General features: G+C 55.2%; 27 protein-coding genes and 1 pseudogene. 17 read left to right on the top strand and 11 right to left on the bottom strand.

Annotation, left to right across the window (positions count from 1 at the left end; all coding sequences use genetic code 11):
- Positions 1 to 66 precede the first annotated feature (66 nt).
- Complete coding sequence (locus AURMO_RS06305; RefSeq protein ID WP_110234131.1) at positions 67 to 1,551, top strand: aldehyde dehydrogenase family protein; 1,485 nt, start codon at positions 67 to 69, stop codon at positions 1,549 to 1,551.
- A 100-nt stretch (positions 1,552 to 1,651) separates the two neighbouring features.
- Positions 1,652 to 2,215, top strand: coding sequence for a MarR family winged helix-turn-helix transcriptional regulator (locus AURMO_RS06300; RefSeq protein WP_110234129.1), 564 nt, complete (start codon positions 1,652 to 1,654; stop codon positions 2,213 to 2,215).
- A 6-nt stretch (positions 2,216 to 2,221) separates the two neighbouring features.
- On the opposite strand, the gene AURMO_RS06295 is transcribed toward AURMO_RS06300, so the two are convergent.
- Both AURMO_RS06295 and AURMO_RS06290 read right to left on the bottom strand, forming a co-directional pair.
- A complete protein-coding gene (locus tag AURMO_RS06295) occupies positions 2,222 to 3,226 on the bottom strand; it encodes a PDR/VanB family oxidoreductase (RefSeq protein WP_110234127.1) in 1,005 nt (334 codons plus the stop codon).
- Positions 3,227 to 3,228: 2 nt separating this feature from the next.
- Complete coding sequence (locus tag AURMO_RS06290; protein ID WP_420807782.1) at positions 3,229 to 4,341, bottom strand: aromatic ring-hydroxylating oxygenase subunit alpha; 1,113 nt, start codon at positions 4,339 to 4,341, stop codon at positions 3,229 to 3,231.
- A gap of 99 nt (positions 4,342 to 4,440) precedes the next feature.
- Between AURMO_RS06290 and AURMO_RS06285 the strand changes: the two genes are divergently transcribed.
- Both AURMO_RS06285 and AURMO_RS06280 read left to right on the top strand, forming a co-directional pair.
- On the top strand, positions 4,441 to 5,025 hold the full coding sequence (locus tag AURMO_RS06285; protein WP_110234123.1) for a PadR family transcriptional regulator: 585 nt from the start codon (positions 4,441 to 4,443) through the stop codon (positions 5,023 to 5,025).
- 79 nt (positions 5,026 to 5,104) lie between these two features.
- Positions 5,105 to 6,562: a benzaldehyde dehydrogenase gene (locus tag AURMO_RS06280; protein WP_110234121.1), complete on the top strand. Its 1,458-nt coding sequence runs from the start codon at positions 5,105 to 5,107 to the stop codon at positions 6,560 to 6,562.
- A gap of 63 nt (positions 6,563 to 6,625) precedes the next feature.
- Here the strand turns inward: AURMO_RS06280 and AURMO_RS06275 are convergent, their stop codons facing one another.
- On the bottom strand, positions 6,626 to 7,819 hold the full coding sequence (locus tag AURMO_RS06275) for a 4-hydroxybenzoate 3-monooxygenase (protein ID WP_338021090.1): 1,194 nt from the start codon (positions 7,817 to 7,819) through the stop codon (positions 6,626 to 6,628).
- Between the two features lie 106 nt (positions 7,820 to 7,925).
- Between AURMO_RS06275 and AURMO_RS06270 the strand changes: the two genes are divergently transcribed.
- The 12 genes and pseudogenes from AURMO_RS06270 to AURMO_RS06215 all read left to right on the top strand — a co-directional run.
- Positions 7,926 to 8,687, top strand: coding sequence for an IclR family transcriptional regulator (locus AURMO_RS06270; protein WP_110234118.1), 762 nt, complete (start codon positions 7,926 to 7,928; stop codon positions 8,685 to 8,687).
- A gap of 65 nt (positions 8,688 to 8,752) precedes the next feature.
- Positions 8,753 to 9,238 carry a nucleotidyltransferase family protein gene (locus tag AURMO_RS09010; RefSeq protein WP_204163600.1) on the top strand — a complete coding sequence of 162 codons (486 nt, stop codon included), beginning with the start codon at positions 8,753 to 8,755 and terminating at the stop codon, positions 9,236 to 9,238.
- Positions 9,235 to 9,567: a HepT-like ribonuclease domain-containing protein gene (locus tag AURMO_RS06260; RefSeq protein WP_338021089.1), complete on the top strand. Its 333-nt coding sequence runs from the start codon at positions 9,235 to 9,237 to the stop codon at positions 9,565 to 9,567. Before AURMO_RS09010 ends, AURMO_RS06260 begins: the two co-directional genes overlap by 4 nt.
- Before the next feature lie 9 nt (positions 9,568 to 9,576).
- On the top strand, positions 9,577 to 10,365 hold the full coding sequence (locus tag AURMO_RS06255) for an IclR family transcriptional regulator (RefSeq protein WP_110234114.1): 789 nt from the start codon (positions 9,577 to 9,579) through the stop codon (positions 10,363 to 10,365).
- Between the two features lie 106 nt (positions 10,366 to 10,471).
- Positions 10,472 to 11,155 carry a 4-carboxy-4-hydroxy-2-oxoadipate aldolase/oxaloacetate decarboxylase gene (locus AURMO_RS06250; RefSeq protein ID WP_110234113.1) on the top strand — a complete coding sequence of 228 codons (684 nt, stop codon included), beginning with the start codon at positions 10,472 to 10,474 and terminating at the stop codon, positions 11,153 to 11,155.
- Positions 11,148 to 12,251: a 4-oxalomesaconate tautomerase gene (locus AURMO_RS06245; protein WP_110234111.1), complete on the top strand. Its 1,104-nt coding sequence runs from the start codon at positions 11,148 to 11,150 to the stop codon at positions 12,249 to 12,251. The genes AURMO_RS06250 and AURMO_RS06245 overlap by 8 nt, the downstream gene beginning before the upstream one ends.
- Positions 12,248 to 13,267 (top strand): amidohydrolase family protein, encoded by a 1,020-nt coding sequence (locus tag AURMO_RS06240; RefSeq protein WP_110234109.1) that lies wholly within the window; start codon positions 12,248 to 12,250, stop codon positions 13,265 to 13,267. The genes AURMO_RS06245 and AURMO_RS06240 overlap by 4 nt, the downstream gene beginning before the upstream one ends.
- On the top strand, positions 13,264 to 14,151 hold the full coding sequence (locus AURMO_RS06235) for an amidohydrolase family protein (protein ID WP_110234107.1): 888 nt from the start codon (positions 13,264 to 13,266) through the stop codon (positions 14,149 to 14,151). Before AURMO_RS06240 ends, AURMO_RS06235 begins: the two co-directional genes overlap by 4 nt.
- Before the next feature lie 2 nt (positions 14,152 to 14,153).
- Entirely contained in the window at positions 14,154 to 14,552 is a 399-nt protein-coding gene (ligA, locus tag AURMO_RS09055; protein ID WP_110234105.1) for a protocatechuate 4,5-dioxygenase subunit alpha, read from the top strand.
- A complete protein-coding gene (locus tag AURMO_RS06225) occupies positions 14,552 to 15,397 on the top strand; it encodes a class III extradiol dioxygenase subunit beta (RefSeq protein WP_110234103.1) in 846 nt (281 codons plus the stop codon). Before ligA ends, AURMO_RS06225 begins: the two co-directional genes overlap by 1 nt.
- 2 nt (positions 15,398 to 15,399) lie before the next feature.
- Positions 15,400 to 16,350, top strand: coding sequence for a Gfo/Idh/MocA family oxidoreductase (locus AURMO_RS06220; protein WP_110234101.1), 951 nt, complete (start codon positions 15,400 to 15,402; stop codon positions 16,348 to 16,350).
- A gap of 260 nt (positions 16,351 to 16,610) precedes the next feature.
- A pseudogene (locus tag AURMO_RS06215) lies at positions 16,611 to 17,803 on the top strand (IS3 family transposase); the annotation flags it as partial.
- A 62-nt stretch (positions 17,804 to 17,865) separates the two neighbouring features.
- Here AURMO_RS06215 and AURMO_RS06210 read toward each other — a convergent pair.
- The 7 genes from AURMO_RS06210 to xseA are packed head-to-tail and all read right to left on the bottom strand — an operon-like array spanning position 17,866 to position 23,811.
- Positions 17,866 to 18,645, bottom strand: coding sequence for an NAD(P)-binding domain-containing protein (locus AURMO_RS06210; protein ID WP_110234100.1), 780 nt, complete (start codon positions 18,643 to 18,645; stop codon positions 17,866 to 17,868).
- Between the two features lie 2 nt (positions 18,646 to 18,647).
- On the bottom strand, positions 18,648 to 19,634 hold the full coding sequence (locus tag AURMO_RS06205) for an aldo/keto reductase (protein ID WP_110234098.1): 987 nt from the start codon (positions 19,632 to 19,634) through the stop codon (positions 18,648 to 18,650).
- Positions 19,635 to 19,642: 8 nt separating this feature from the next.
- Positions 19,643 to 21,037: a class II fumarate hydratase gene (locus tag AURMO_RS06200; protein ID WP_110234096.1), complete on the bottom strand. Its 1,395-nt coding sequence runs from the start codon at positions 21,035 to 21,037 to the stop codon at positions 19,643 to 19,645.
- Between the two features lie 35 nt (positions 21,038 to 21,072).
- Complete coding sequence (locus AURMO_RS06195) at positions 21,073 to 21,729, bottom strand: carbonic anhydrase (protein WP_204163598.1); 657 nt, start codon at positions 21,727 to 21,729, stop codon at positions 21,073 to 21,075.
- On the bottom strand, positions 21,726 to 22,361 hold the full coding sequence (locus AURMO_RS06190) for a DUF4245 domain-containing protein (protein WP_110234094.1): 636 nt from the start codon (positions 22,359 to 22,361) through the stop codon (positions 21,726 to 21,728). Before AURMO_RS06190 ends, AURMO_RS06195 begins: the two co-directional genes overlap by 4 nt.
- Positions 22,358 to 22,585 (bottom strand): exodeoxyribonuclease VII small subunit, encoded by a 228-nt coding sequence (locus AURMO_RS06185; protein ID WP_110234092.1) that lies wholly within the window; start codon positions 22,583 to 22,585, stop codon positions 22,358 to 22,360. Before AURMO_RS06185 ends, AURMO_RS06190 begins: the two co-directional genes overlap by 4 nt.
- Positions 22,586 to 22,587: 2 nt before the next feature.
- Positions 22,588 to 23,811: an exodeoxyribonuclease VII large subunit gene (gene xseA / locus AURMO_RS06180; RefSeq protein WP_110234090.1), complete on the bottom strand. Its 1,224-nt coding sequence runs from the start codon at positions 23,809 to 23,811 to the stop codon at positions 22,588 to 22,590.
- Between the two features lie 88 nt (positions 23,812 to 23,899).
- Between xseA and AURMO_RS06175 the strand changes: the two genes are divergently transcribed.
- A complete protein-coding gene (locus AURMO_RS06175) occupies positions 23,900 to 24,895 on the top strand; it encodes a 4-hydroxy-3-methylbut-2-enyl diphosphate reductase (RefSeq protein ID WP_110234898.1) in 996 nt (331 codons plus the stop codon).
- Here the strand turns inward: AURMO_RS06175 and AURMO_RS06170 are convergent.
- On the bottom strand, positions 24,892 to 25,884 hold the full coding sequence (locus AURMO_RS06170) for an AraC family transcriptional regulator (RefSeq protein ID WP_239406809.1): 993 nt from the start codon (positions 25,882 to 25,884) through the stop codon (positions 24,892 to 24,894). The two genes, AURMO_RS06175 and AURMO_RS06170, sit on opposite strands and share 4 nt — an antisense overlap.
- Positions 25,885 to 26,134 lie beyond the last annotated feature (250 nt).

Genomic DNA, 26,134 nt, shown 5'->3' with positions numbered 1-26,134 from the left:
GTCACAACAGATGCAAACTAAGACAGTTGGCACACACGATTCAGGACACAGAGAGGTGCTTTGATAATGGGCGATAAGGACATCATCCGTACGGGGTTGTTCATCGGAGGCGCATCGCGCGACACCGTGGAACACCTTGAAATTGCAGACCCCGCCAAGCGCGGCGAAGTTGTGGGCTATGCAGCCGCAGCTACGAAGCAAAACGTTGACTACGCAATTTCCGTAGCAAAGAACGCATTCCCTTCATGGTCTTCCATGTCGGCTGTTGAGCGTGCAGATCTCATGTCTGAAGCAATTCAGGGAATAGCTGAAGCACGTGATGACGATGCCGCAGTTCTCTCTCGCGAAAACGGCAAGGTCCGTTTCGAGGGTTGGATTGACTCTCTCGTCTTCGAAATCCGCTGGAACCTGGCACTCATGATAGCTGACCAGGTAGATTCCGGAAAGACACTTCCTGTCGCACCTGGCATCCCCGTCTCCACAGAGGTTCAGCACCAGCCCCTCGGTGTGGTCACCATCATCGTTCCGTTCAACTGGCCCATCGCCATCCTCGGTGCTGCATTGCCTCACGCACTGCTCGCAGGTAACACCGTCATTGTGAAGCCACCACTGACTGCACCTTTGGCAACCACTCGCGTGATTGAACGCATCGCTGCCAAGTTGCCAGCTGGTGTCCTTAACGTCGTCACCGGTAAGGACGAAGACATGGCTGCTCTCATCGAGAGCGAAGACATTGCCAAGGTCTGCTTCACCGGTAGCGTCGGCGGTGGAAAGCGCATCATGTCTATGGCTTCCAAGGCGCTGACTCGCGTCACCCTGGAGCTCGGTGGAAACGATGCGGCTATCTTCCTGGAAGACGCCATCATCGATGACACTCACCTCGACCGCCTCTACGGTGCCATTTTCGACACCACTGGTCAGATCTGCATGAACGCAAAGCGTATTTACGTTCACGAATCTCGAATGGATGAGGTTGTCGAAGGTCTGACCGCTCGTCTCGAGAAGGTCAAGCTTGGTTACGGTCTTGATCCTGACACCACCATGGGACCTCTCCACGCACCAAGTCAAAAGGCTTTCGTCGAGAAACTCATCCGTGAAGCTAAGGATGCTGGAGCAGATGTACGCGAGTTTGGTGAACTGCCTACCGGTGAACTAGCTGCAGGAAACTTTGTCCGCCCCGCACTTGTTATCAACCCTGATCCCTCCTTGGGAGTCGTCGTTGAAGAACAGTTCGGTCCCGTTATTCCGCTGATTCCCTTTAGCACCGAAGCAGAAGCTATTGCCGCTGCAAATGACACCTGGGCTGGTCTGGCTGGTTCAGTGTGGACTGCTGACCCTGTTGCTGCGAACCGTGTTGGTTCCAAGCTGCAGTGTGGTTATGTCTGGATCAACGACCACGGTGCAACCCGCCTTGACCTTCGCGCACCATTCGGAGGTATGAAGAATTCGGGCTTTGGCCGCGAACAAGGCATCGAAGGTATCCGTGCATTCCAAGACACCCGCTCTATCGCAACCATCGATGCAGAGGCGCTAGCCGCTCAGGCTCACTAGTGTTTCACTCAACCTCGGCCAACGAATCCACTGTTAAACTTTGGGTTCGTTGGTCGATGTTGACTAACTGTTTTCAGCACAGAACAATCTGGTTGGGGAAATGACAGCTTCGAAAAGAACCGTCAAGGCAATTACGGTTGCCTCTGGTTCCAGCGTTCCTCATATCGGCAAGCAAGAAATAATTACTGAGCCGTTGTCTCAGTTGATCGATAGTGACGCGTTCACTCCTCGGCTTCTTGCTCTTCTCTCTAATGCACTGGTGTGGCGAGAATCAATGTTGATGCGCCAAGAGTTCAACCTAGGTACCAATGACTGGCGTGTTATATCTGCATTGGCCAATACGCCTGGCAGTAGTGCAACAGACGTGTCAGAGTTCTTGGCCATGAATAAGGCTGTGGTTTCCAAGGCGGTCAACACCCTTATTGATCGCAAGCTCATTGCCGTCAGTGATGGACCTCGTGGTTCACGACACCTTTATCTCACCCCTGAGGGGGCTCAGATGCATGACAAGATGATGCCCATCTCCCTCTCGGGTGAAGACATTATTTTGAGCAGACTGAGCCCGCGTGAACAGGCACAGCTGCGCAAGCTTTTGACCAAAATGATGTTAGAGATCCCGGATCTCTCACCCACTTCGGTCGTGATTTCACCACTCGAGGACTAGACCTCTTTATGTGGTGACAATCTCGACCAAAGCTGGACCAGACGCATCCGCTGCCAGACCAGATTCTGAGGTCACGATACGGGAGACGCAGCACGAGATCTTCTCGTTCTCTTCCTTCTGGCGTTCGCTATAGAACACGTCACGGTGGTCAACACGGCCCTTGAGGTTCAGTACGCGAACTTCACACAGCCCACACTCGCCCTTACGGCAATCAGAAAGCATGTCCACGCCAGCGGCTTCGAGGGCTTCCAGCATGGAGTGCTGCTTATTGACGAGAACTTCAACATTCTTCGCAGGTATGCGAACGATGAATTCCTCTGGGTCATACCAGCCGCTGGCACCAAAGGTTTCAAAGCGGAGGTTGGTGTTTTCAAGCTCGCTGTCGAGCCAGGTGCGACGCACAGCATCCATCAAGCGAATAGGGCCACAGATATAGAGCTCGGTGTTGTCATCCAGGGATGCGATGAGTTCAGGAATCTGAATGAAGTTCTTGTCTTCATCAAAGAAGATCTGCAGGTTCTCGCCGTGGAGAGCTTCAAGCTCCTCACGGAATGCCATGGCATCTCTACTGCGTGCTGCATACATCAGCGTGTAGTTGGCACCAATGCGCTTGAGCACAGCCGCCATCGCCATGATGGCGGTGACGCCAATGCCACCGGCGATGAGCACATAGCGCTCTGCACCTACACGCAGGGGGAAGTTCTGCAGTGGCTGAGTGATGTCCAGCTGGTCGCCCACGTTCAGCTCATGCACCGCGATAGAGCCACCGCGAGAGTTAGGAACCAAGAACACACCCAGAGTGAGGTCCTTAAGGTCCTCGCTCTGCGAGACCACGGAGTAGGAACGGCGAACCATTTCTCCGTTTGCCTTCACCATGAGGTCAATGTGGGATCCAGGGTCAGCCTTTGCCGGCTTTGACTGGCGAATAACAATCTTCTTGATGTCGTTGGCGGCCTGGGAAATCTCAATGATTTCGCCCTGCTGCCAGACTTCGATATTGGTTGCTGCCATTGTTACTCGGTCCAACCTTCTTCTTGCTTGGTTCCCAAGCGTCCTTCAGCAAGAAGTTGACGCTCGAGCAGGCGACGAACCCACATGCCGCCGGCATCGATGTTGATGTTGTAAAACTCGTAGTCAGGGTTGGCGTCAATGGCTTTCTGCTGAGCTCGAAGCATGACTTCGTCTTCTCCGAATACGCCGTGCACACCTTCACGCATCTGCGTGGTGATGGTTTGGCTGTCCAGGCGGTAGTTGCGCTGGATGGACCAGAAGTAGTGACTGGTCTTGGCGGACTCGGGGGAGATGGTGTTCATGACGAACGCATTCACGCCCTGGCTGCGGTCACCCTCGGGGGCGCCGGTGTCTGCCTTGGCCACTCCGACGTCAATGCAGATGGTGCCGGGAGCTTCGAAACGAATGATCTGCCAGCGGTCGACCTTACCCTCATAGCCGGGGAAGACATCGTGCAGGTTCTTCTTCCAGAAGGGAGGTGGGTAGATGCCCTTCATCCACCGGGTCACGGTGACGGAGGTGTCATCGTGAGTGGTGGTGAAATCTGATTCACTCAGCTCGGCCTGGCCGATGCTAGAGCCGTGCACGAACTCTTCGTGGGTGAGGTCCATCAGGTTGTCCACGATGAGCTGGTAGTTGCAGTCAGCATGGATGGTACGACCATCGCCGGTCCACTCAGGGTGATCCATCTGGAACATATTGGGAATGGTGTCGGGGTCGGCGAGGGTGGGGTCACCGAGCCAGACCCAGACGTAACGGTGGCGTTGAACGGCGGGGAACGAGGGGACGGTGGCGCTGGGGTTCACGGTTTCCTGCGCAGGCATGGAGATGCAGCGGCCCGCAGAGTTGAACACGATGCCGTGATAAGGGCACTGGATGCCATCTTTTCCAACCGCTTTACCCATAGACAGGGGGGCGAGGCGGTGCCAGCAGGCATCCGCCAAGGCGACGGGCTTGCCATCTTCCGTGCGATAGAGAGCCAAGGGACGGTCTGCGATTGTGCGAGACATCGGGTTGCGAGTGACCTCGTAATCCCATGCAGCGACGTACCACGCGTTGAGCGGGTAGTTCGTAATCTTGGTCGTTGTTGTGCTGCCTAAGTTCTGAGCAACCATCATGTCTCCTCTTTGAAACTAACTATCACCATAGATAGTGTTAAAGACACAATACATATGTCTATAGTTAGTTACAAGATTTCAGGCAAAGGAGTTGAGATGAGTCTTCGATACGCACTCCTTGCTGTCCTCACGGTTGAGCCCATGACGGGCTACGACCTTTCTAAGCTTTTCCAGCAGTCCGTTGCCCACGTGTGGAACGCACCTGACTCTCAGATATATCCCGAGCTACGCAAGATGGAAGCCGAAGGCCTCCTCGAAGGCAGTGATGTTCCCTGGGGTCCACGCGGACGCAAACGCCAATACGCCATCTCAGATGAGGGCCGCGAAGCATTCCGTCTCTGGATGAACGAACCTATTGGTTATTTCCTCGAGCGCGATCCTGCACACCTCAAGGCCGCTTACCTCGAATGGGCAGAGCCAGAAAATGCTCGTGTCATTCTCAACGAACACAAGGCGCACTTCACCGCACTGCTCCAAGACTGGACTTCTCGACTTATTGAAATCAACACCTTGACCAACCCACTGCTGGTCAAGCGTCTCGAGATTTCATCACCGAAAGACCATCAAAAGGTCGTGGCGTTCAAGCGCTACACCTATGAAGGTCTCATCGCGCGCGCTGAACAGGAAATTCTCTGGGCTGACCGTGGACTCGAACTCTTGGACTCATTCGAAACTGCGTGAGACAAGACCTGCTGAAAACCCGTAACTGACGACTCAGTTATTTACTAATCAACTAATTACTGATCAATGAGGAGTAGTAATGAACTTTTTGGACCCCACTACCTGGGCTGGAAAAATCTTCAATGGTGACTGGGTTGCAGCCGGCGGCGGCAACCTCGACGTCTTTGAGCCAGCCACAGGACAAGTACTGACTTCTGTAGGACTCGCCTCTGTGCAGGACGCTCACCGTGCTGCCAAAGATGCTGCCAAGGCGCAGGTTGCCTGGGCTGCAACCAAGCCTGAAGAACGTGCTGCCATCTTGCGCAAAGCTGGAGACCTCTGGCACGAACATGAGGCCGAAATTGGTCAGTGGATCATGCGCGAAACAGGCGCTATCCCACCCAAGGCTGGTCTAGAAACCCATATGGCACAAGGAATTTGCTACGAAGCATCCGCACTTCCTTCCCACACCATGGGCTCCGTTCACCCCTCAAACAACGACCACTGGAGCATCTCTCGCCGCCGCCCTGCCGGTGTAGTCAGTGTGATCTCGCCCTTCAACTTTCCGCTAATTCTCTCCATTCGTTCCGTGGCACCAGCACTTGCTTTGGGTAATGCTGTCGTGCTCAAGCCAGACCCCCGCACACCCATTACCGGCGGACACGTGATTGCTCGTGTCTTCGAAGAAGCAGGACTTCCCAAGGGTCTGCTCCAGGTCATTCCTGGTGCCGCTGATGTGGGCGTCGCTGTCGTTGAGGCTCCGGACGTTCGGGTGGTGTCCTTCACCGGTTCCACAGCTGCCGGCCGCAAGGTGGGCGAACTCGCTTCGGCCAACCTCAAGCGCGTTCACCTCGAACTCGGCGGAAAGAACTCGATCATCGTTCTGCCTGGTGCAGATGTTGCCAAGGCAGCAAGTGCTGCTGCCTTTGGATCATTTCTGCACCAAGGTCAGATTTGTATGTCGACTGGTCGCATCGTTGTGCACGAGTCTCTGTATGACGAATTCGTAGAGATTCTTGCGGGCAAGGCGCAGCACCTTCCCGTGGGTAACCCCCACACCGAGCAGGTTGCACTTGGACCCGTCATTGACCACAAGCAGCTCGAACGTATGGACTCCCTCGTGAAGGCCACGGTCAATGCTGGCGCAACTCTGGTTGCCGGTGGTACTCACCAGGACTTGTTCTACAAGCCCACTGTGCTCACAGGCGTGACCAAAGATATGCCCGCGTATAGCGAGGAAATCTTTGGCCCCGTCGCCAGCGTGTTCAAGTACTCCACCACCAAAGAAGCCATCGATCTAGTCTCCGACACGGAATACGGCCTGTCTTTGAGCATCTTGGGTGATGTGGGTATCGCGATGGAGATCGCGGACTCTGTTCCGACAGGTCTGGTTCACATCAACGAACAGACCGTCGCCGATGAGCCCAATATCCCCTTCGGCGGTGTGGGTAACTCCGGTAACGGTTCACGTTTCGGTGGTGCTGAGGCAAATATCGAAGCCTTCACCGAACTGCAATGGCTCACTGTCAGAAGTGAGATTGCTCCCTACCCGTTCTAAAGAGTCAACAAAAAGAAGAGCCTCCAACTGCTGGGTTGGAGGCTCTTCTTGGTTGAGTGCTGGTTAGCGCCAGTCGTCTGCGCTGTAGTCCCAGCCGACATAACCTTCAGCGATATAGGTCTGACCAGCTAGCGACTCGGTGTGTGAGTAGAGGTCAGCAACCTGGCGCTTCTTGTCGAAGTCGGTTGCATCTGGTGCGATGTGCAGCATGGTGGTCATCATGTAGGAGTAGTTGGTGGCCTTCCAGATGCGCTTGAGTGCGTCTTCCTGGTAGCTGTCCAAGAACTGCTCAGAGCCAGAGCGGTAGTACTCGCGCAGTGCACGGTTCAGCCACAGCACATCGCTGAAAGCAAGATTCAGGCCCTTTGCTCCGGTGGGGGGAACGGTGTGTGCAGCGTCACCCATGAGGAAGACTTTGTTCTTGCGCAGGCTGTCGTGGACGTAGCTGCGGAATTTGAGCACGTCCTTGCGGAAGATAGGGCCGCGCTTCAGTTCATGGGTGGAGACTCCAGCCTGGAGCTTGTCCCAGATCTGCTCGTCAGTAACGGCATTGACGTCCATGTTGGGGTCGCACTGGAAGTACATGCGCTGGATGTGCTCGTCACGGGTGGAGATGAGCACGAAGCCTTCTTCAGAGCGGCTGTAGATGAGCTCTTCAGAGCTGGGTGGTGCTTCCACGAGGATTCCGTACCAGCCGAAGGGGTATTCACGGGCCATGCCACTGAACTTGTTGCCAGTGACGTATTCGCGAGCGATGCTCATCGAACCGTCGGCACCAATGACGAAGTCAGCGGAGATCTCGAAGGCCTCGCCCTGAGCGTTCTTGCCCACAATCATGGGACCGTTGGAGCCGTCCACGACCTTGTCGGCGAGGTGCTCGAAAAGGGGAGTTACACCCGCAGCAACGCGGGCCTTGATCTGGTCCTTGAGCACTTCGTGCTGGGGGTAAAGGTAGACGCCCTTGCCGGTGAGCGCGGGGAAGTCGAAGCGGTGGGCGTGGCCATCGAAGTGGAACTCGATACCGTCGTGACGCATGGTCTCGACGTAGTCACGAGTGACAACGTCAGTGTCCACGAGGACCTCTACTGCTGGAGCTTCGAGGATGCCGGCCTTGACGGTGCCTTCAATGTCTTCGCGGCTACGGCCGTCGATCACGACGGAGTCGATGCCTGCGCGCTGGAGAAGGTGGGCGAGCTGCAGACCTGCAGGGCCGGCGCCGAGGATGCCGACCTGGGTGCGAATGGAGATGGTCATCATTGAACCTTTGCTGTAGTGGGGAACGTCTAGGACTATTCAGGCTTATGCGGAAGGGGGCAACAAGACTAAAGTTTCATGAGATGGAAGTTTCAGAGTGGAGCCAATCATGAGCCCAGCACGGGTAGAAAGCGGCGCACCAACTGCATTGCTGGAGCGCGCCATGGAGATCCTCGGCTGTTTCGACGAAAAGCACAGCGCACTCACGCTGACCCAGCTCGCTCAGCTCACCAAGCTCCCCATGTCTACCTGCCACCGCATCGTGGGAACACTCGAAGAGGGAGGGTTTCTCAGTAAGGGCAGTGACCGTAAGTTCCGCGTGGGCACAAAGCTCTGGACCATTGCACAGCACGCTCCTTTGAGTGAGCGTCTGCGCGAAAGTGCTCTGCCTACCCTTGCTCGTCTCTATGAAGAGACCGGAGAGAACGTGACTCTGGCTGTTCTGGACCGTGGTCAAGCGCTCTACGTTGACCGTCTCGTGGGGGAGCGCAGCATCCCCACCATCAGCCGTGCGGGTGGCCACCTTCCCCTCCACACCACGGGTGTGGGAAAGGTGTTGCTGGCGTATCAATCCGAGAAAGCCATCGAGCAGTACTTGTCACAACCTCTGCCCAGGCCCACTCCGCAATCCATCACGCAGCCAGATGCGCTGCGGAAGGATCTCGCTGAGGTGCGCAAGAACGGGTATTCCATCACACGCCAGGAGATGACCCGAGGAAGCGGCTCTATCGCTGTTCCCATCATGCGTAATGGCAAGTGCGTGGCAGCTGTTGGAGTGATTGTGCACTTGAACAGGCTTGATGTGAACCGTTTGGTATCCACGTTGACGGATGCTGCCGCGTCGATCGCGGCGGAACTCGACGGTCACTAAACCGGTCAAGTTTCTTGTGAATACTGCCCTGTCAGTGATTGTGTATAACTGATAGCATTTACTATATGTCCACCATTTCTTCTTTTGAGCAGCTGCAGGCTGAAGCCCGCGCTGCTGACTTGCTCTATGCCAGGTCTCGGAAGATTTTGGTAGATGCCGTCCGCGCGGGAATCAAGGCAGGCCTCAGCCAGCGGGACATCGCTGCTGCCGTGGGCAGGAGCCAGCCTGAGGTTTCAAGGTTGGTGCGTTTCCAGGGAAAGACCCCATTGGGAAAGAAGCTTCGTAAGCACCGCAGCGAGGTCATCAAGATTGCGAAATCTCATGGTGCTCGGGACCTGAAGGTCTTCGGAAGCGTTGTGACGGGCAAAGAGCATGAAGGCTCAGATATTGACCTGTTAGTAACTTTCGACAAGGGTGTCACCCTTATGGGTATCGTTCGCCTGGAATTCGCACTCGGCGAATTGTTGGGAGTCGATGTAGATGTTGTTGGAGAGAAAAGCCTCAGGCCATTTCTTCGTGATCGTGTGCTGGGGGAAGCAGTCCCTCTGTGAGTAGGACCGATGAGGAGTTAGTCCGAGACGCACTTAATCATTTGGAAATGTTGAAGTACCACCTGACCAAGGGGCCTTTTGAAGATCCGACGGTCTCTGATGCTGTGAATATGAGACTTGCTGCTGCGTTGGAGACGATTTCTCAAACAAGCACTGTGCTCCGGGATACATATTTCAGTGATGACTGGCGCCATATGAAGTCCATGAGAAACAGAATTTCTCATGGATATTCACTTCTCGATCTTGAACTCGTGCAGGGAACCATTGCTGAAGACGTGCCTCACTTTGAGCTTCAGCTTCGCAAGGCATTACGCGAATTATCGACCTAGGCTGTAAGTGTGACCGAGAAAAGCGTTCCGACCCGCACCGTGACCGGTCGCGCGCTCGCTGTCTTGGACACCTTTGATGTGAAGCATCGACGGCAATCGCTGGCGTCGATCTCTCGTCGCGCTGATTTACCGCTGACCACCGTTCACCGTTTGGTGCACGAGTTGGAAAAGCAGAACGCGTTGGTTCGTGGTTCTGATGGTGACTACGAAATTGGCAGCAAGATTTGGCGTCTAGGTCTGTTGGCTTCGGTTCACTCAGACCTGCGTGAAGTGGCACTTCCCTATATGGAAGACGTCTACCAACTCCACAACGATGCCGTGCAGATCGCGGTGCTCGATGGCCTGCGCTGTTTGATTGTGGAGCGTATTGCAGGCTCGAGAACCCTAGAAGTCATCAGTAAACCGGGCTCCCGGCTCGCTCTCCACGCCACGGGTGTGGGCAAGGTGCTGCTTGCGCATGGTGATCAGGAACTGCAGAAGGCTGTGCTGAACTCACTGGATCGTTACACCGACCAGACCATTACTGATCCCGGTGTTCTGGAAACGCAACTGAAGACCATCAAGGTGCAGGGCTTTGCCAAGACCCAAGAAGAGCTTGCGGAGGGTGCGGTTTCCATTGCTGTGCCCTTGCGAGGCAAGGGCGGCAATGTCATCGCCGCACTGGGCATCGTGGCACCGAGTGATGGTCGTGATCTAGGCAAACTTGTCCCCGTAATGCAGGTCACCGGAGCAGCTTTGTCGAAGAAGCTGGTTGAAGCAGGTCTGGGCGATGCTGCTCGCCTGCAAGCAAGCTCCTAAAGCTCATTCAGATTGGCCTTCCACTATCCGGAAGGCTCCTTGGTTTTGTCCTATGAAATGCAGTTGTCTGTAATCAGGCATATTTGCGTTAATTCGAAGGAGAATCATGGCACGCGTCGTTCGAGGAACACCACGAACCCCACTTGAGATTGTGGACGGCCTCGCCGCTCTCGGATCTGCCACCGTGCACGAGGCACAGGGACGCATTGGTTTGCTGAACCGTCGCCTGCGCCCCATCTTCCCCGCCATGATTGCTGGCAACGCGCTCACCTGTGAAGTTGCGCCCGGTGACAACTGGATGATTCACGTTGCCGTCGAGCAGGCACAACCTGGCGACATTCTCATTGTGACCCCCACCAGCCCTTGCGACGACGGTTACCTCGGTGACCTCCTCGCCGAGAGCCTGATGGCTCACGGCGTTCGAGGTCTCGTTATTGATGCCGGTGTGCGCGACGTTGCGACCCTGACCGAGATGGGCTTCCCCGTCTGGTCCAAGACCATCAGCTCGCAGGGAACCGTCAAGGAAACCATTGCGAACGTGCAGACGCCGATTCTCATGGCAGACCAGCTGGTTCGCCCCGGTGACGTCATCGTGGCCGACATTGACGGTGTGTGCTTGGTCAAGCGTGAAGACGCCGAAAAGGTTCTCAAGGCAGCCCAGGAACGTGAAGCCATGGAAGCAGGCAAGCGCAAGCGCCTCGCTGCTGGTGAGCTAGGTCTTGACATTTACAACATGCGCGAGAAGCTCGCCGCTAAGGGACTCGTCTACGAGGACTACGCGGGTGAATAACTCTCAGGTTGCTGTTCCCTGTGTGGTTATGCGCGGGGGAACGTCAAAGGGCCTCTACTTCCTCGCAAGTGATCTGCCCTCAGATCGCGCTGCCCGGGACACTTTCCTCCTTGCCGCTATGGGCTCTCCTGATGTGCGCGAGATTGACGGCATGGGTGGTGGGCACCCGCTGACCTCCAAGGTTGCGGTTGTTTCCAAGTCCGAGCGTGACGGCATCGATGTGGACTACCTGTTTTTGCAGGTCTGGCCCGACCGCGCTGAAGTCAGTGACCAACAAAACTGCGGCAACATCTTGGCTGGTGTGGGGCCATTTGCTATAGAAAAGGGACTCGTTTTAGCTGCGGACGGCGTGACCCCCGTTGCGATCTATATGGAGAACACTGACTCCAAGGCAACGGCCTTTGTGGAGACTCCTGGCGGAGTCGTGAACTACGCAGGAACTGCCCGCATTGACGGTGTTCCTGGAACTCACGCTCCGATCAACATCAATTTCGAAGATGTTGCCGGCTCCAGCTGCGGCACTCTGCTCCCCACCGGCAATGTGGTGGATGAGGTTTTGGGCGTGCAGGTGACCTGCATCGACAACGGCATGCCCGTTGTCTGCTTAAATGCCTCTGACTTCGGTATCACCGGCTACGAAACCCCTGCTGAGCTCGAGGCTAACACTGAGCTCAAGGCACGCGTGGAAGAGATTCGTTTAGCCGTGGGTCCGCTCATGAACTTAGGCGACGTCACCAACAAGACCGTGCCCAAGATGAGCTTGCTCGCCCCTGCGCAAGACGGTGGCTTGCTCTCCACTCGAACCTTCATTCCTCACCGTGTGCACGAAAGCATTGGTGTGCTGGGTGCTGTCTCTGTTGCCACTGCCTGCATGCTGGAGGGCAGTGTTGCTGCCCAGATTGCTGGTCTAGACACCGTCGGTTCCAGCCTCGAGGTAGAAGTGGAGCACCCCACCGGGTTCTTCACCGTCCAGATGGAAGTTGATAACTCCACTGGAACACCTGTTGTGACAAAGTCTGCGCTGCTGCGCACCGCCCGCATGCTCATGTCGGGTTCTATTTATGTCCTCGAATCTGCTTGGGAGAACAACGCATGATCATCGATATCCACGGCCACTACACAACGGCCCCTGAGCTACACAACAAGTGGCGCATTGACCAGCTCGCAGCCTATGCAGCAGGTCAGCCCAGCCCTGAATACCCCGAGATCTCCGACGAGATCATCCGCGAGACCATTGAGCAGAACCAGCTCAAGCTCATCAAGGAGCGCGGCTCGGATCTGACCATCTTCTCTCCCCGTGCTTCTGCGATGGGCCACCATGAAGGTGACCAGCGCATCAGCCTCGAATGGACCGTTGCCTGCAACAACCTGATCAAGCGTGTGGTTGACCTGTTCCCCGAAGACTTCGTCGGTGTTGCTCAGCTGCCCCAGTCTCCTGGTGCTGATCTGACCGAGACCATCAAGGAAATGGAACGCTGCATCAATGAACTCGGCTTCATTGGCGTGAACCTCAACCCTGACCCCTCCGGCGGTCAGTGGCAGACCGTTCCCTTGACGGACAAGTTCTGGTACCCGCTCTACGAGAAGATGGTCGAACTCGACGTTCCCGCCATGATTCACGTGTCTGCGTCCTGCAACCACAACTTCCACGCAACTGGTGCGCACTACATGAACGCGGACACCACTGCCTTCATGCAGTTGCTGCAGGGCAACCTGTTCGGCGACTTCCCCACACTGCGATTCATCATTCCTCACGGTGGTGGAGCTGTTCCGTATCACTGGGGTCGCTACCGCGGTCTGGCTGACATGCTCAAGCAGCCCAGCGTGGACACTCACCTCATGAACAACGTGTTCTTTGACACCTGTGTGTATCACCAGCCCGGTATTGATCTGTTGGTCGATGTCATCGACAACAAGAACGTACTCTTCGGCTCTGAAATGATCGGTGCCGTTCGTGGCATCGACCCTCAGACCGGTCAGTACTTCGATGACACCAAGCGATACATCGATGCCGCCAAGATCTCGGACGAAGAACGTACCAACATCTTCTCCAAGAACGCCCGCACCGTCTTCCCTCGTCTGGACGCCAAGCTGAAGGAGCGTGGACTGTGAGCGCATTTGTGAAGGATGCTGACTGGCTCGACTGGCACCCCAACCCCAGCAAGCCTAAGTTTGTTGTTCCTGAAGGTGCCGTAGATGCGCACTGTCACGTCTTTGGTCCTGGGGATGTGTTCCCGTTCGCTCCTGAGCGCAAATACACCCCCTGCGATGCCAGCTGGGAACAGCTCTTTGCACTGCGTGACTTCCTTGGCTTTGAAAAGAACGTTGTTGTGCAGGCAACCTGCCACGGTTCGGATAACTCAGCACTGCTGGATGTTCTCGAGCGTGCCAACGGCAAAGCCCGCGGTGTTGTCACCGTGAAGCCCGACATCACTGCCGAAGAACTGCAGCGCATGCACGACCTCGGTGTGCGGGGGGTGCGCTTCAACTACGTCAAGCGTTTGGTTGATCCCAAGCCTGATGACTACTACCGCGAAATCATTGAGAAGATCCGCCCTCTCGGTTGGCACGTTGTCCTCTACTTCGAGCCTGCGGACTTGAAGGAGAAGAAGGACTTCTTCAACTCACTCAACATTCCACTCGTCATTGACCACATGGGTCGTCCCGATGTGACCAAGCCCGTGGATAATGAGGAGTTCGAAATGTTCCTCGACTTCATGCGTGGCAACAAAGACATCTGGTGCAAGGTCAGCTGCCCTGACCGCCTCACCAAGAGCGGTTCACCCGAGTATGCAGATGTTGTTCCCTTCGCCAAGAAGATCGTCGAGGAGTTCCCTGACCGTGTTCTCTGGGGCACCGACTGGCCACACCCCAACATGAAGACAGAGATGCCGGATGACGGCATCTTGGTTGACTATGTTCCCTCAATTGCAGTTACCCCTGAGCTGCAAACCAAATTGCTTGTCACCAACCCCAACACCCTCTACTGGAGCTAATCATGAAGCCCAACTTTGAGCAGTACAAGGACATTCCTGGCACAACCATCTTCACCATTGAGTTGGCTCGTCAAGGTTTCCACCTCAACCAGTTCTGCATGAGCCTGCGCAGTGAGGAAAACCGTAAGCGCTTCTTGGCCGATAACCGTGCCTACCTCGACGAATGGGACATGACGGAAGAGCAAAAGCAGGCGGTCATTGACCGTGACTTCCAGAAGATGCTGGATCTGGGCGGCAACGTCTACTTCCTGTCCAAGATCTTTGCTTCGGAAGGGCTCTCTTATGTTCAGGCCGTGAGCACCATGACGGATATGACCACAGAGCAGTATCAAGAAATGATGATTAACGGCGGCCGTAACATCGAAGGCTGGCGCTCGAAGAAGGAACGAGGCGAAGCATAATGGCGAAGATTGTTGCTGGTATTGCGACCAGTCACGTCCCTGCCGTGGGCCACGCTGTGGACTCCGGTAAGACACAGGATGCCTACTGGAAGCCCATGTTTGATGGCTACGAATTCTCCAAGCAGTGGGCCAAAGACAACCCTGCTGATGTGGCGATCATTGTCTACAACGACCACGCTTCTTACTTCGGTATGGAGATCATGCCCACCTTCGCGATCGGCATTGCAGATAGCTACGCCATCTGCGACGAGGGCTATGGCCCCCGTCCCGTTCCTGTTGTGGAAGGTGCTCCGGAGCTGGCAACACACGTTGCTGCTTCACTCATCACCGATGACTTCGACATGACGGTGCTTAACGTCTTGGAAGTGGACCACGGCCTGACCGTGCCCATGTCCTTGATGTATGGCACCCCTGACAAGTGGCCCACCAAGGTCATTCCTTTGCCCGTCAACGTCGTGATGAACCCTCAGCCCTCCGGTGAGCGTTGTCTCGCGCTGGGTAAGGCTATTAAGCGTGCAGTGGAGCAGTTCGACGGCGACCTCAAGGTTGAGATCTGGGGAACCGGTGGCATGAGCCACCAGATCCAGGGTGCTCGTGCAGGACTCATCAACCTGCCCTGGGACATCCAGTTCATGGATGACCTCATCAATCAGCCTGAAGTGCTGCAATACAAGCCACACCTCGAATACATGATTGAAGCAGGCTCCGAAGGCGTGGAGCTCATTATGTGGCTCATCATGCGTGGAGCTCTCGGTGACCAGGTCAACGAGGTTTACCGCTTCAACCACGTTCCCGCCTCCAACACCTCAGTTGGCCACCTCATTTTGACCCCCAAGGAAGACTAAACATGACCGTCAATATTGCTGTTGTTGGCCTCGGTGCCTTCGGCCAGAAGCACCTCGATGCGCTGGCCAACATTCCTGATGCCACCATCAAGTACGTCGGCCACAGCCGTCAGAACGTGGCGGATGAAATCGCTGAGAAGTATGGCGCAGACAAGGGCTTTGATAGCTACACCGAGCTTCTGGCACAGCCAGACCTCGATGGCGTCATCTTGGCCACCCCCACCCAGATGCACCATGATCAGACTATTGAGGCTCTGCGTGCAGGAAAGCACGTCATGGTGGAAATCCCCATGGCAGATAACCTGCGTGGAGTTCAGGACATCGTGGACGTGCAGAAGGAAACCGGCTTGATTGCGATGGCTGGTCACACTCGCCGCTTTAATCCTTCCCACCAGTACGTTCACAACAAGATCACTGCGGGTGAATTCAACATTCAGCAGATGGACGTGCAGACCTACTTCTTCCGTCGCACCAACATGAACGCACTCGGACAGCCACGCTCGTGGACTGACCACCTGCTCTGGCACCACGCAGCTCACACCGTGGACCTGTTCCAGTACCAAACAGGTGAGAAGATCGTGAAGGCAAACGCCATTCAGGGCCCCAAGCACCCTGAGCTGGGCATTGCGATGGACATGTCCATCCAGCTCGCCACCGAAACTGGCAAGATCTGCACCCTCTCGCTCTCGTTCAATAACGATGGACCCCTGGGAACCTTCTTCCGTTACATCGGTGACACCGCAACTTACATCGCGCGTTATGACGACCTGGTCACCGGTAAGGAAGAAGTCATTGACGTCTCCAACGTGGATGTTTCTATGAACGGTATTGAGCTTCAGGACCGTGAGTTCGTTGCCGCAATCAAGGAAGGCCGCGAGCCCAACGCCAGCGTTGCGCAGGTCCTTCCTTGCTACATCGTCCTCGACGCACTTCAGCAACAGCTCGACTACTAAGAACTACCTGCCGCTTCCAGGCACAACAAAAGAATCCCCGCAGCAATTGAACTGCTCCCCAAAAGTTGGACTGATTAATCAGTATCCAATTTCTGGGGAGTATTTCTTTGCAACCAAATAGTTCACTCACAACACCTCAACGAGAACAGCTCGTTGATCTCTTCGAAACCGGCTTCGGTTATGTTGCCGCCGCTAACCGTTTAGGTTTCTCCGTTGACGCCTCGAAACAGTTCCATCGCAAGTGGATGCTTCATGGCAGGCTTTGTCTTATGCAAAGCAAAACCAAAAGTACTTTCTCTTTTGAAATCAAAAAAGAAGTAGTCGAACGTTTTCTTGCCGGTGCGACAAAGATGGAACTCGCGGCAGAGTTTCAGTTAAGTTCTGTTCAGCTTGTGACCGCATGGGCTCGTCAATGGCGAGCAGGCGGTGATGAGGCGTTGATGCCCAAACCTAAGGGCAGGCCTTTTGGTTCGGTTCAAAACCAGGAAGTTTCCAGCGAAGAAGACCGGCTGCGCCAACAAGTTAAACGCCTTGAAGCAGAGAACGCGTATCTAAAAAAATTGCGGGACTTGAGGAACCAAGGACACGCCTAAAGGTCCAGGTGATTTCCTCCCTCAAGTCCGATCACGCCCTTGACGATCTCCTCGCCGCAGCGCAGATGGCAAGGTCGACCTATTATTACCACCTCGCCCGGCTTGATGCGCCTGACCGGCATGCCTTCCTCAAAGCAGTCATCGTCACAGTCTTCTTCGCAAAAAAGAGACGATATGGCCATCGCAGAATCTGGCTGCATCTAACTCAACATGGTTGGCAAGTGGGGAAGAAGCTGGTTTATAAACTCATGAAACAGTTAGGCCTGAAATCGAAAGTGCGCATCAAACGCAAATACAACTCCTATCAAGGCACGATTTCTCATATCGCAGCGAACCATCTCAACAGAGAATTCGACGCAACAGCACCAAACCAGAAATGGGTCAGTGACGTGAGCGAATTCCGGGTGGGAAACCAGAAAGTGTATCTCTCAGCGATCTATGACCTGTTCGATCATGCAATCGTGAGCTTCAAAACAGGAACCTCACCGAATACCGGATTGACGTCACGGAGCCTGAAAGACGCGTTTGAACGTGAACAACCAGCTGCCGGACTACTCGTTCACACAGATCAAGGATTCCACTACCAACACCACTCGTGGCGTGAACTGTTGGAAGAACATGGCGCTATCCAATCCATGTCCCGCAAAGCAAACTGTTATGACAACGCCCTGATCGAGAACTTCTTCGGACACCTCAAAACAGAAATGTTCCATGGTGAAAGATTCAACACCGTCAACGAACTCATCGAAGAAATTGAGGAATACATCGATTGGTATAACAGAGATCGTCTACAAGAACGACTGAAGGGCATGACCCCGATGCAATATCGGAACCATGCCCTTCAGTTAGAAGCCGCCTAGTATTTATCCTGTCCAACTTTCGGGGGACAGTTCAAATGCGGGGATTCTTCACTTAAGCCGGGTTACTTCTTCCACTTATTCGTGGGCGCCTTGCTATAAGGAATCTTCTTTCCATGCATGATCCGGCCATGGGTGAACTGGATAGGCGCAATCATGGTGCTGTCATAGCCACTGCTGGCTAACAGCTCGACCACATCTTGCATCGCAATCTGGTGGCGCTTGAAGTTGTGGGCAGCGTCGTCGATGAGTGATTGGGCAGCGTCTGCATTGAAAGAGGTGAGTTCGGCCTGGATGTCTTTCCACGCCCATTCTTCAATTCCCAGGCTTTCTGCTGCCCAGAGAGTATCCGCCACAACTTCGGCCAGGCCATTGCTCAGCAGTGTGCGAATCAGAGTGCGTGCGGCAGCGTCGCCAGGAACATCAGAGATCACCGTTACAGCAATCTTGAGGTTGGTCAGTGCGACAAAGAGTGCGTGAGCGGCAGAACCAGAAGCTTCAATATTTCCAGAGGCGGGGAGGGCAGCATCTGCGTACGCTTGCTCAGGAAACAGCTGTGCTAGGCGCTTTTTGAGCTCGGGAGTTCCCGCGGTGAAATCTGCGTAGATGGCACCAGATTGCAGCTGGGGAGCAAACTCTTGTGCTGTCTTTTCGGCGAGATGTGGAGCAACGAAATTCAGCACCACATCTGCACTGGCTGCTTCTGTGATGCTGCTTGCCTGAGGAATGGGCACGTACTCGGCAGGAGCTAATTCAAATCCCACCACCTCAGCACCGGCAGCCTGAAGTGCGACGCCCAGGCGTAAGCCAGCGTCGCTGGCTCCAATTACTGCAATGCGCGTCATGACTAAACCTCGCGGTCCAACATCTTCATTTGTGCCTCGTTGTGGTGTCCACCAACGGGCTGGGTCACCTTGTCGAGTCGTGCAACCTGTTCAGTGGTGAGCTCCACGTCCACAGCAGCGAGGTCCTCTTCGAGGTGGCTAATGCGCACAGTTCCTGGAATGGGTGCCCAGTCAGCACCCTTGGCCAACAACCACGCCAACGCTAACTGCGCTGGGGTGCAGCCAACTTCGGCAGCAATGCTGGTAACTTCGCCGAGAATCTCTTTGTTCTTTTCAAAAGCCTCGGGCTGGAAGCGAGGGTTTGTCAGGCGCCAGTCGTCCTCATCGAACTTGTCCAGTGTGGTGATCTTGCCGCTGAGCATGCCTCGGCTGAGTGGCGAATAGGGCACAAAGCCAATACCGAGCTCAGCGAGTAGCTCAAGGGTTCCATCCTCACCATCGCGGGTCCAGAGTGAATACTCCGACTGCAGCGCTGTGATGGGGTGGACGGCATTTGCCTTGCGAATGTTGGCTTGGCCAGCCTCGGAGAGGCCGATGTGGCCAATCTTGCCTTCGTCGATGAGTTCCTTGAGCGTGCCAATGACGTCTTCTATGGGCACGTTCTTATCGATACGGTGCTGGTAGTAGAGATCGATGTAGTCCATGTCGAGACGCTTTAACGACTGCTCAACGGCATAACGAATGTTGGCGGGGGAGCTGTCGAAACCAAGCTTTCGCTCTTCACCCTCGCCCGTCATCATGCCGAACTTGGTGGCGATGACAACCTCATCACGGTGTGCCTTCAGGGCCTTACCCACCAGAACTTCGTTCTTGAAAGGACCGTAGATCTCAGCAGTGTCAAAGAAGGTCACACCAAGCTCGAGTGCGCGGTGAATGGTGGCAATGTGAACCTCGTCGGGCTGATCCTTACCGGTGAAGAGGTGGGACATGCCCATGCAGCCCAAGCCGATGCGAGAAACGGTGAGGTCACGAAGCTTCGTGTATTTCATGGGAATCCTTAGGGGTGGGTCATTGACAGCACATCCAGTGCGCTGTCGAGCTGTTCGAGGGTGAGCTTCTTGCCATCAACGAAGCCCAACTCAATGGTTGATTCTCGGATGGTCTTGCCGGTGGCAACAGCATGCTTGGCAATTTTGGCCGCGGCTTCGTAGCCAATGTATTTGTTCAGTGGCGTCACGATGGACGGGCTGGACTCTGCCATTGCACGAGCGCGCTTCACGTTCGCCTCGAGACCATTGATGGTCTTGTCAGCCAGGATGTGTGTGGAGGAGGAGAGTAGGCGGATCGACTCGAGAACAGCACTCCCCATCACGGGGATGGCCACGTTGAGCTCGAACAAACCGGATGCCCCACCCATCACAACGGTGGAGTCATTACCAATGACCTTCATGCAGACCATAAGCACTGCTTCCGGAACAACTGGATTCACCTTGCCGGGCATGATGGAGGAACCAGGCTGCAAGTCAGGGATGTGAATCTCGGCCAGGCCGGTGTTGGGACCGGAGCCCATCCAGCGAATGTCGTTGCAGATCTTGGTCAGTGACACCGCGATGGTGCGCAGCACGCCGGAGGCTTCAACCAGGCCATCGCGGTTGGCTTGAGCTTCGAAGTGATCACGTGCTTCGGTGATGGGAAGCTTGGTTTCTTTGGCCAGCTTCTTGATCACCAGCTGGGGGAAGCCCTTGGGAGTGTTGATGCCGGTTCCCACGGCCGTGCCGCCCAGGGGGACTTCGGCAATACGAGGCAATGCAGCCTTGATGCGCTCAATGCCGAGACGAATCTGGGCTGCATAGCCACCGAATTCTTGGCCGAGCGTCACAGGAGTGGCATCCATCAGGTGTGTGCGGCCAGATTTCACCACGGTGGCCCACTTCTTGGCCTTCTTCTCCAATGACTTGGCGAGATATTCCAAGGCAGGAATGAGGTCTTTCAGAAGCGCACTCGTCACGGCTACGTGAACAGAGGTGGGGAAGACGTCATTAGAAGACTGTGAGCAGTTCACGTGGTCGTTGGGGTGAACGGGTTTCTTGAGCTTGCCCGAGGCGAGGGTGGCCAGCACCTCATTCATGTTCATGTTGGAACTGGTGCCAGAACCTGTTTGGTAGATGTCGATGGGGAACTGGTCGTCATAGTTGCCGGTAATGACCTGGTCAGCGGCCCAGGCAATAGAGTCAGCGATCTTCTGGTTCAGAACGCCCAGTTCGGCATTGGCCAGTGCCGCTGACTTCTTGATCTGAGCGAGTGCAGCGATGTGAGCGGGCTCAAGAGTGGTGCCCGAGATGGGAAAGTTCTCCACCGCGCGCTGAGTCTGTGCGCCATAGAGGGCATTGATGGGAACGAGCACCTCACCCATGGTGTCGTGCTCGATACGGAAATCTTTGTTCTGTGCCATGAGCGCTTCCTTGCGTGGGTGAAGGGGGAAAAGACTTAGACGCCGATGTCGCCGACGACAACGTCAGGCTGTACGACACCCTGACCTAGACGGTAGTTGGCTCCCACAATGGCGAGATTACCTTCAGCAATGGCCTGAGTAATCAGCTCAGAGCTTTCCATGAGTTCTGCAATGGTGTCACGGAGGTGTTCGCGGCCTACTGCCAGAGCATCGACCTGTTCCGGGTTCAGCGAACCATCTGGGGCAAACAGCCCTGCTTTGCCCGCAACGCGGCGGATGGCCGGAACGATACGTGAAACAAGTGCCTCAATGTGGGGAGGCAGGGGAGTGGAGTCAGGACCCAGCATGTTGATGGCGCCGTTGACGGCACCACAGTTGTCGTGGCCGAGAACAACAATGAGGGGAACTTCGAGAACACCCACGGCGTATTCGAGAGAACCAACGACTGAGTCAGAGATGATCTGACCCGCGTTACGAACTACGAACAGGTCGCCCAAGCCCTTATCAAAGATGATTTCCGCTGCAAGGCGAGAGTCAGAGCAGCCAAAGAGCGCCGAAGTGGGGCGCTGTTCATCCACGAGCTCGGCACGGCGGTCAACATCTTGGCGAGGGTGAGCAGGGGCGCCGGAAACGAAACGTTCGTTTCCCCGCGCCATTTCAGCCCAGGCCTTTGCAGGAGTTATTCGGGTCATTGCTCACTCCTCAGGTCAGCCGTGATCGACGTGGCAAGTTGTTCAAATTCTGCATCGTCAGCAGTGCCATAGAGGACAACAGTGGAACGTCCCAGTGTGGTCACCATGGCGTACTCAACATTTCCGGCATCATTCATGGACCGATTGTCATAGACGGTCCATTGCTGGCCATCAATCGTGACGGTACCGGTGGCGGGGTAATCCTTGAGTTCGTTGGCAACCCAGGTCTCGTTGGCATCAAAGGCTTCATTGAAAGCGATGAACTTATCGCTCGGAGTAATGAAGCCGATATACCAGCTGGTGACCTGCCCGTTGGTGGCATTACGCAGCTCTGCTGCGTTAGCTCGCCACTGTTCAGGCATTGCAGGAACGAGGAGGGATTCACCTAGCGATTTTGAGGCAATTTCACTCTGGGCAACATAGTCAACTTGCCAGTTGGGCTCACCATCAGCGCGGGGGACTAGGAAATAAATTACAGCGACCAATCCCACAGTCACGAGGAGCGAATAGACCAGGTTGTTGATGGTCTTGCGAGATTTATACAGCCTGGAATTCTCTGCCTTACGAGCAGCAGTTTCCGCTGGTGTCTCAGGACGACCTAGCTCGGCAACAATCTTGGGCTTTTTGCTCATTCGGCGGCAGCGCCTGAATCTAGTCCGGCACGGGCAGCATTGAGGCGCTCCTTGGCGCCAACGAGCCACTCCTCGCAGCGCTTGGCAAGTGCTTCGCCACGTTCCCAGAGAGCAAGAGTCTCTTCGAGCGTGGGGCTTCCCTGCTCCAGCTGAGAAACAACAGCAACAAGTTCATTACGTGCGTCTTCGTAGCTGAGCTTCGAGACATCTACTGGTGCTGCCATAGTTACGATTCTACCTTCCGTGGACCGGCCGAAACCGCGTCGATAGTGCCCTCTGCCAGGGTGAGGGCGAATTCAGTCTGTGCGGGTGCATCCTTCGCGGAGCGAGCTACCTTGCCATTCGGTAAGACCGCAATGGCGTAGCCGCGGTCCAGCGTCTGCTGTGGTGACAGCGCTCGCAGTTGAGTCTTGAGTGACAGCGTTTCCTGCGCGGCATTGTGCAGGGCGCGGTCGACCAGGTCAGAACCGCGCTGAACGTTGCGCACGATCTCTTCAGCGCGAGTCGAGATGATCCAGTCCGCATCTGCCAACACGGGGCGTGAACGCAGGGATTCCAAGCGATCAAGTTCTCCGGTCAGGAAAGCAGTCACGCGGTTGCTAATGCGGCTGCGCGCATCGGCTACGCGTGCCAATTCTTCACCCACGTCGGGAACGACGCGCTTGGCAGCATCGGTAGGAGTGGAGGCGCGGAGGTCGGCCACATTATCCAGAAGCGGAGCATCGGCCTCATGGCCGATGGCACTGACCAGGGGAGTGACGCAGGCAGCAGCTACACGGACGAGCTTCTCATCGCTGAAGGGGAGCAGGTTCTGGAAGTCTCCACCACCGCGGGCAACGATGATGACATCGACTTCAGGGTCTGCATCAAGTTTCTGAATAGCGGCAATAACTTCAGGAACTGTCTGGTCGCCTTGCACCTTGGTGTGGATGACCTTGAACTCCACCTGTGGCCAGCGCAGGTGGGCGTTCTTGAGCACGTCCTTCTCGGCATCAGAGTCTTGACCGGTAATCAAACCAATGCACTGAGGTAAGAAGGGCAGTGGAACCCTACGGTCAGCATCGAAGAGACCTTCTTTGGCGAGCTGTGCGCGTAAGCGCTCCAGCTTCTCCAGAAGGTCACCGAGGCCTACGTGACGCAGCTCGAGGATGTTGAGGCCGAGGTTGCCGTTCTTTTTCCAGAAGTCAACCTTGACCAAGGCAATAACGCGGTCGCCTTGTTTGATGTCGTCGGGCATCTTTGTGCGGGCATTGGACCAAATGGTGAAGCCCATGGTGGAGTCTTCGGTGAGGTCCTTGAGCTTGCCAAAGATGCCGGAAGAGCGCTGATCCCACTGAGTAATTTCACCCTCAACCCACACCAGACCGAGACGATCGAGGTAGGCCTTGAGCTTGGTGGTGAGGGCAGCAATGGGCCACGGATCTTCCGGGGTCGATGCCTCTTCACTCATACCTTCTACGGTAGTCGAGACTCCGGACAAACTCTCACCCTCGTCACCTACACTTGAACACGTGAGCGCAACGAATATTGGTCTGGGCATGCCCCGCGTCCCCCGTCCCAAAATCACTCTGGTGGAACTTCCTTCCCCCGAGCCCAAGCGTGTGCTCTTGGCTTCTCCTCGCGGCTACTGCGCCGGTGTTGACCGTGCGGTCATCACCGTTGAGAAGGCCCTCGAAACTTTTGGTGCTCCTGTTTACGTGCGCAAGGAAATCGTTCACAACAAGCACGTGGTCACCACCCTTGAAGAAGCCGGCGCTATCTTTGTCGACGAAGTTGACGAAGTTCCCGAAGGCTCACACCTCGTCTTCTCCGCTCACGGCGTCTCACCAGCGGTGGTGGCTGAAGCAGAAGCTCGCAACATGCAGGCTATTGATGCCACCTGTCCGCTGGTGACTAAGGTTCACCGTGAAGCGGTGCGCTTTGCTCGTGACGACTTTGAAATCTTGCTCATTGGGCACGAAGGTCACGAAGAAGTAGAAGGCACTGCTGGAGAAGCTCCCGACCACGTCACCATCGTGGACGGTCCCCACGCCGTTCCACACATTGAGGTCAAAGACCCCGACAAGGTTGTCTGGTTGTCTCAAACCACGCTCAGCGTGGACGAGACCATGGAGACCGTTCGCCTGCTGCGTGAGCGCTTCCCCAACCTGCAAGATCCTCCAAGTGATGACATTTGCTATGCCACCCAGAACCGTCAGGTTGCCATCAAGAAGGTCGCTGCAGAATCAGACCTCGTGATCGTGGTGGGCTCAGCTAACTCATCGAACTCTGTGCGCCTGGTTGAGGTTGCCCTCGAATACGGCGCCAAGGCTTCCTACCGCGTGGACTTCGCAGATGAAATCAAGCAGGAATGGTTCGAGGGCGTTTCTTCCGTCGGAGTCACCAGCGGTGCTTCAGTTCCGGAAGAACTCGTTCAGGATGTTCTTGAAGTTCTGGCCTCGGGTGGATTCACCGAGATTCAAGAAGTGAAGACGGCAGAAGAAGATCTCATCTTCTCGCTGCCGAAGGAACTTCGACCTAAGCGTGCTTCTTAGTAAGAAGTAGGAGCCTTCGTTCCTAAGCTCAACACCTTGGCGCCTGGACGGTCGGCCTCATCGAGGTTGCGATATTCACGAGGCGTCATGCCCACTTCAGATAAGAACTGCTTATTGAAGTTCGCCAGGTTTGTATAGCCAGAGTCTTCTGCGATTGCAGAGACAGCTTTATCTGTTTGCTCAAGTAGGCGACAAGCGTGAGCGATCCTCAGTTTCTTCACCATGTCGCTAAAGGTCAGGCCGCTGACCTTTCTGAAGTACTTGGAGAATGTCGGCTCGGACATTGCCGCCAGTCGCGCTGCTTCTGACATGCGGATATTGGATCTGAGGTTTTCGAAGATGTAGGCAATACCGGTATCGGCAGCAGTTGCTTCATCTCGGCTGCTGGGCTCGGTGTACCACTCGTTAGCGATGAGTTCTTTTTCATCCGCGGGAGCATTAGCCATCAGGGAAAGAATGTTCATCAGATGAGCAATGCGAGCGATTCCTTCAGTCACGCCTACTGCTTCGATTTCAATGGCTGCTTTTTCGGCCGTCTCGCCTGTGAAGAGAATTCCTCGACTGGACTCTTGGAGCAAGTGTCGTGTGTCCGCAATTTCAGGGATTGTTTCTGAGCACTTGGCCAGCCATTCACGTTCGAACTGGATTACTGCATCACGGTTACGAATAACTTGTCCAGGCTCTAGATCGCTCATCCAGTCGTGGGGGAGACCAGATCCCATGAGATAAACCTGGCCTGCGGTGAAGGCACCAACGGTGTCTCCAATGATGAAGCTTCCGGTGCCTTCACGGATGAGGTGGATCTCAAACTCGGGGTGATATTGCCAACGAGCAATCTCGCTGGGGTAGTCGTGGTTAAGGAAGCGGAATGACTCGTTCGGCTGAAGTGGAATCACTTCGCGATAGGGGCTAAGGGTGAGGATTTCCTCAGCGATTGTGGCTGGGCGAGTGTCTCCAGAAAGTAACGGTTTTATAACACGCTCACTCAAGGGGGCCTCCATTGGCATCTCGTTAAAGGCCAATCTACCCCCGTTTTCCCCTGTAAACAAGCGGAAGTTGAGAGAGCTGCGAAGGGGGTCAAAAAGGGTGGCAAAAAAGCATTAGTTCGCTTTGGCAAAAAAGTATCAGAAGTACATGTCAGTGGGGGTGGATTTCGGTTTGCGTTCAGCAGTTTCTTTCGTACATTCAACTCAGGAAAATTTGTCTTCACTCATTTCAACTCTTTGGTGTGATGTGCTT

The organism is Aurantimicrobium photophilum (assembly GCF_003194085.1).
In the GTDB taxonomy this organism is placed as follows: Bacteria; Actinomycetota; Actinomycetes; order Actinomycetales; family Microbacteriaceae; genus Aurantimicrobium; species Aurantimicrobium photophilum.
The sequence above is the reverse complement of the archived record's forward strand: the minus strand, read 5'-3'. Positions and strand labels throughout refer to the sequence as shown.

What these genes read in the sequence shown, in the direction of transcription:
- AURMO_RS06305 (WP_110234131.1), top strand. Translation starts at nt 67, where the DNA reads ATGGGCGATAAGGACATCATCCGTACGGGGTTGTTCATCGGAGGCGCA.
- AURMO_RS06300 (WP_110234129.1), top strand. Translation starts at nt 1,652, where the DNA reads ATGACAGCTTCGAAAAGAACCGTCAAGGCAATTACGGTTGCCTCTGGT.
- AURMO_RS06295 (WP_110234127.1), bottom strand. Translation starts at nt 3,226, where the DNA reads ATGGCAGCAACCAATATCGAAGTCTGGCAGCAGGGCGAAATCATTGAG.
- AURMO_RS06290 (WP_420807782.1), bottom strand. Translation starts at nt 4,341, where the DNA reads ATGGTTGCTCAGAACTTAGGCAGCACAACAACGACCAAGATTACGAAC.
- AURMO_RS06285 (WP_110234123.1), top strand. Translation starts at nt 4,441, where the DNA reads ATGAGTCTTCGATACGCACTCCTTGCTGTCCTCACGGTTGAGCCCATG.
- AURMO_RS06280 (WP_110234121.1), top strand. Translation starts at nt 5,105, where the DNA reads ATGAACTTTTTGGACCCCACTACCTGGGCTGGAAAAATCTTCAATGGT.
- AURMO_RS06275 (WP_338021090.1), bottom strand. Translation starts at nt 7,819, where the DNA reads ATGATGACCATCTCCATTCGCACCCAGGTCGGCATCCTCGGCGCCGGC.
- AURMO_RS06270 (WP_110234118.1), top strand. Translation starts at nt 7,926, where the DNA reads ATGAGCCCAGCACGGGTAGAAAGCGGCGCACCAACTGCATTGCTGGAG.
- AURMO_RS09010 (WP_204163600.1), top strand. Translation starts at nt 8,753, where the DNA reads ATGTCCACCATTTCTTCTTTTGAGCAGCTGCAGGCTGAAGCCCGCGCT.
- AURMO_RS06250 (WP_110234113.1), top strand. Translation starts at nt 10,472, where the DNA reads ATGGCACGCGTCGTTCGAGGAACACCACGAACCCCACTTGAGATTGTG.
- AURMO_RS06240 (WP_110234109.1), top strand. Translation starts at nt 12,248, where the DNA reads ATGATCATCGATATCCACGGCCACTACACAACGGCCCCTGAGCTACAC.
- ligA (WP_110234105.1), top strand. Translation starts at nt 14,154, where the DNA reads ATGAAGCCCAACTTTGAGCAGTACAAGGACATTCCTGGCACAACCATC.
- AURMO_RS06225 (WP_110234103.1), top strand. Translation starts at nt 14,552, where the DNA reads ATGGCGAAGATTGTTGCTGGTATTGCGACCAGTCACGTCCCTGCCGTG.
- AURMO_RS06220 (WP_110234101.1), top strand. Translation starts at nt 15,400, where the DNA reads ATGACCGTCAATATTGCTGTTGTTGGCCTCGGTGCCTTCGGCCAGAAG.
- AURMO_RS06210 (WP_110234100.1), bottom strand. Translation starts at nt 18,645, where the DNA reads ATGACGCGCATTGCAGTAATTGGAGCCAGCGACGCTGGCTTACGCCTG.
- AURMO_RS06205 (WP_110234098.1), bottom strand. Translation starts at nt 19,634, where the DNA reads ATGAAATACACGAAGCTTCGTGACCTCACCGTTTCTCGCATCGGCTTG.
- AURMO_RS06200 (WP_110234096.1), bottom strand. Translation starts at nt 21,037, where the DNA reads ATGGCACAGAACAAAGATTTCCGTATCGAGCACGACACCATGGGTGAG.
- AURMO_RS06195 (WP_204163598.1), bottom strand. Translation starts at nt 21,729, where the DNA reads ATGACCCGAATAACTCCTGCAAAGGCCTGGGCTGAAATGGCGCGGGGA.
- AURMO_RS06190 (WP_110234094.1), bottom strand. Translation starts at nt 22,361, where the DNA reads ATGAGCAAAAAGCCCAAGATTGTTGCCGAGCTAGGTCGTCCTGAGACA.
- AURMO_RS06185 (WP_110234092.1), bottom strand. Translation starts at nt 22,585, where the DNA reads ATGGCAGCACCAGTAGATGTCTCGAAGCTCAGCTACGAAGACGCACGT.
- xseA (WP_110234090.1), bottom strand. Translation starts at nt 23,811, where the DNA reads ATGAGTGAAGAGGCATCGACCCCGGAAGATCCGTGGCCCATTGCTGCC.
- AURMO_RS06175 (WP_110234898.1), top strand. Translation starts at nt 23,900, where the DNA reads ATGCCCCGCGTCCCCCGTCCCAAAATCACTCTGGTGGAACTTCCTTCC.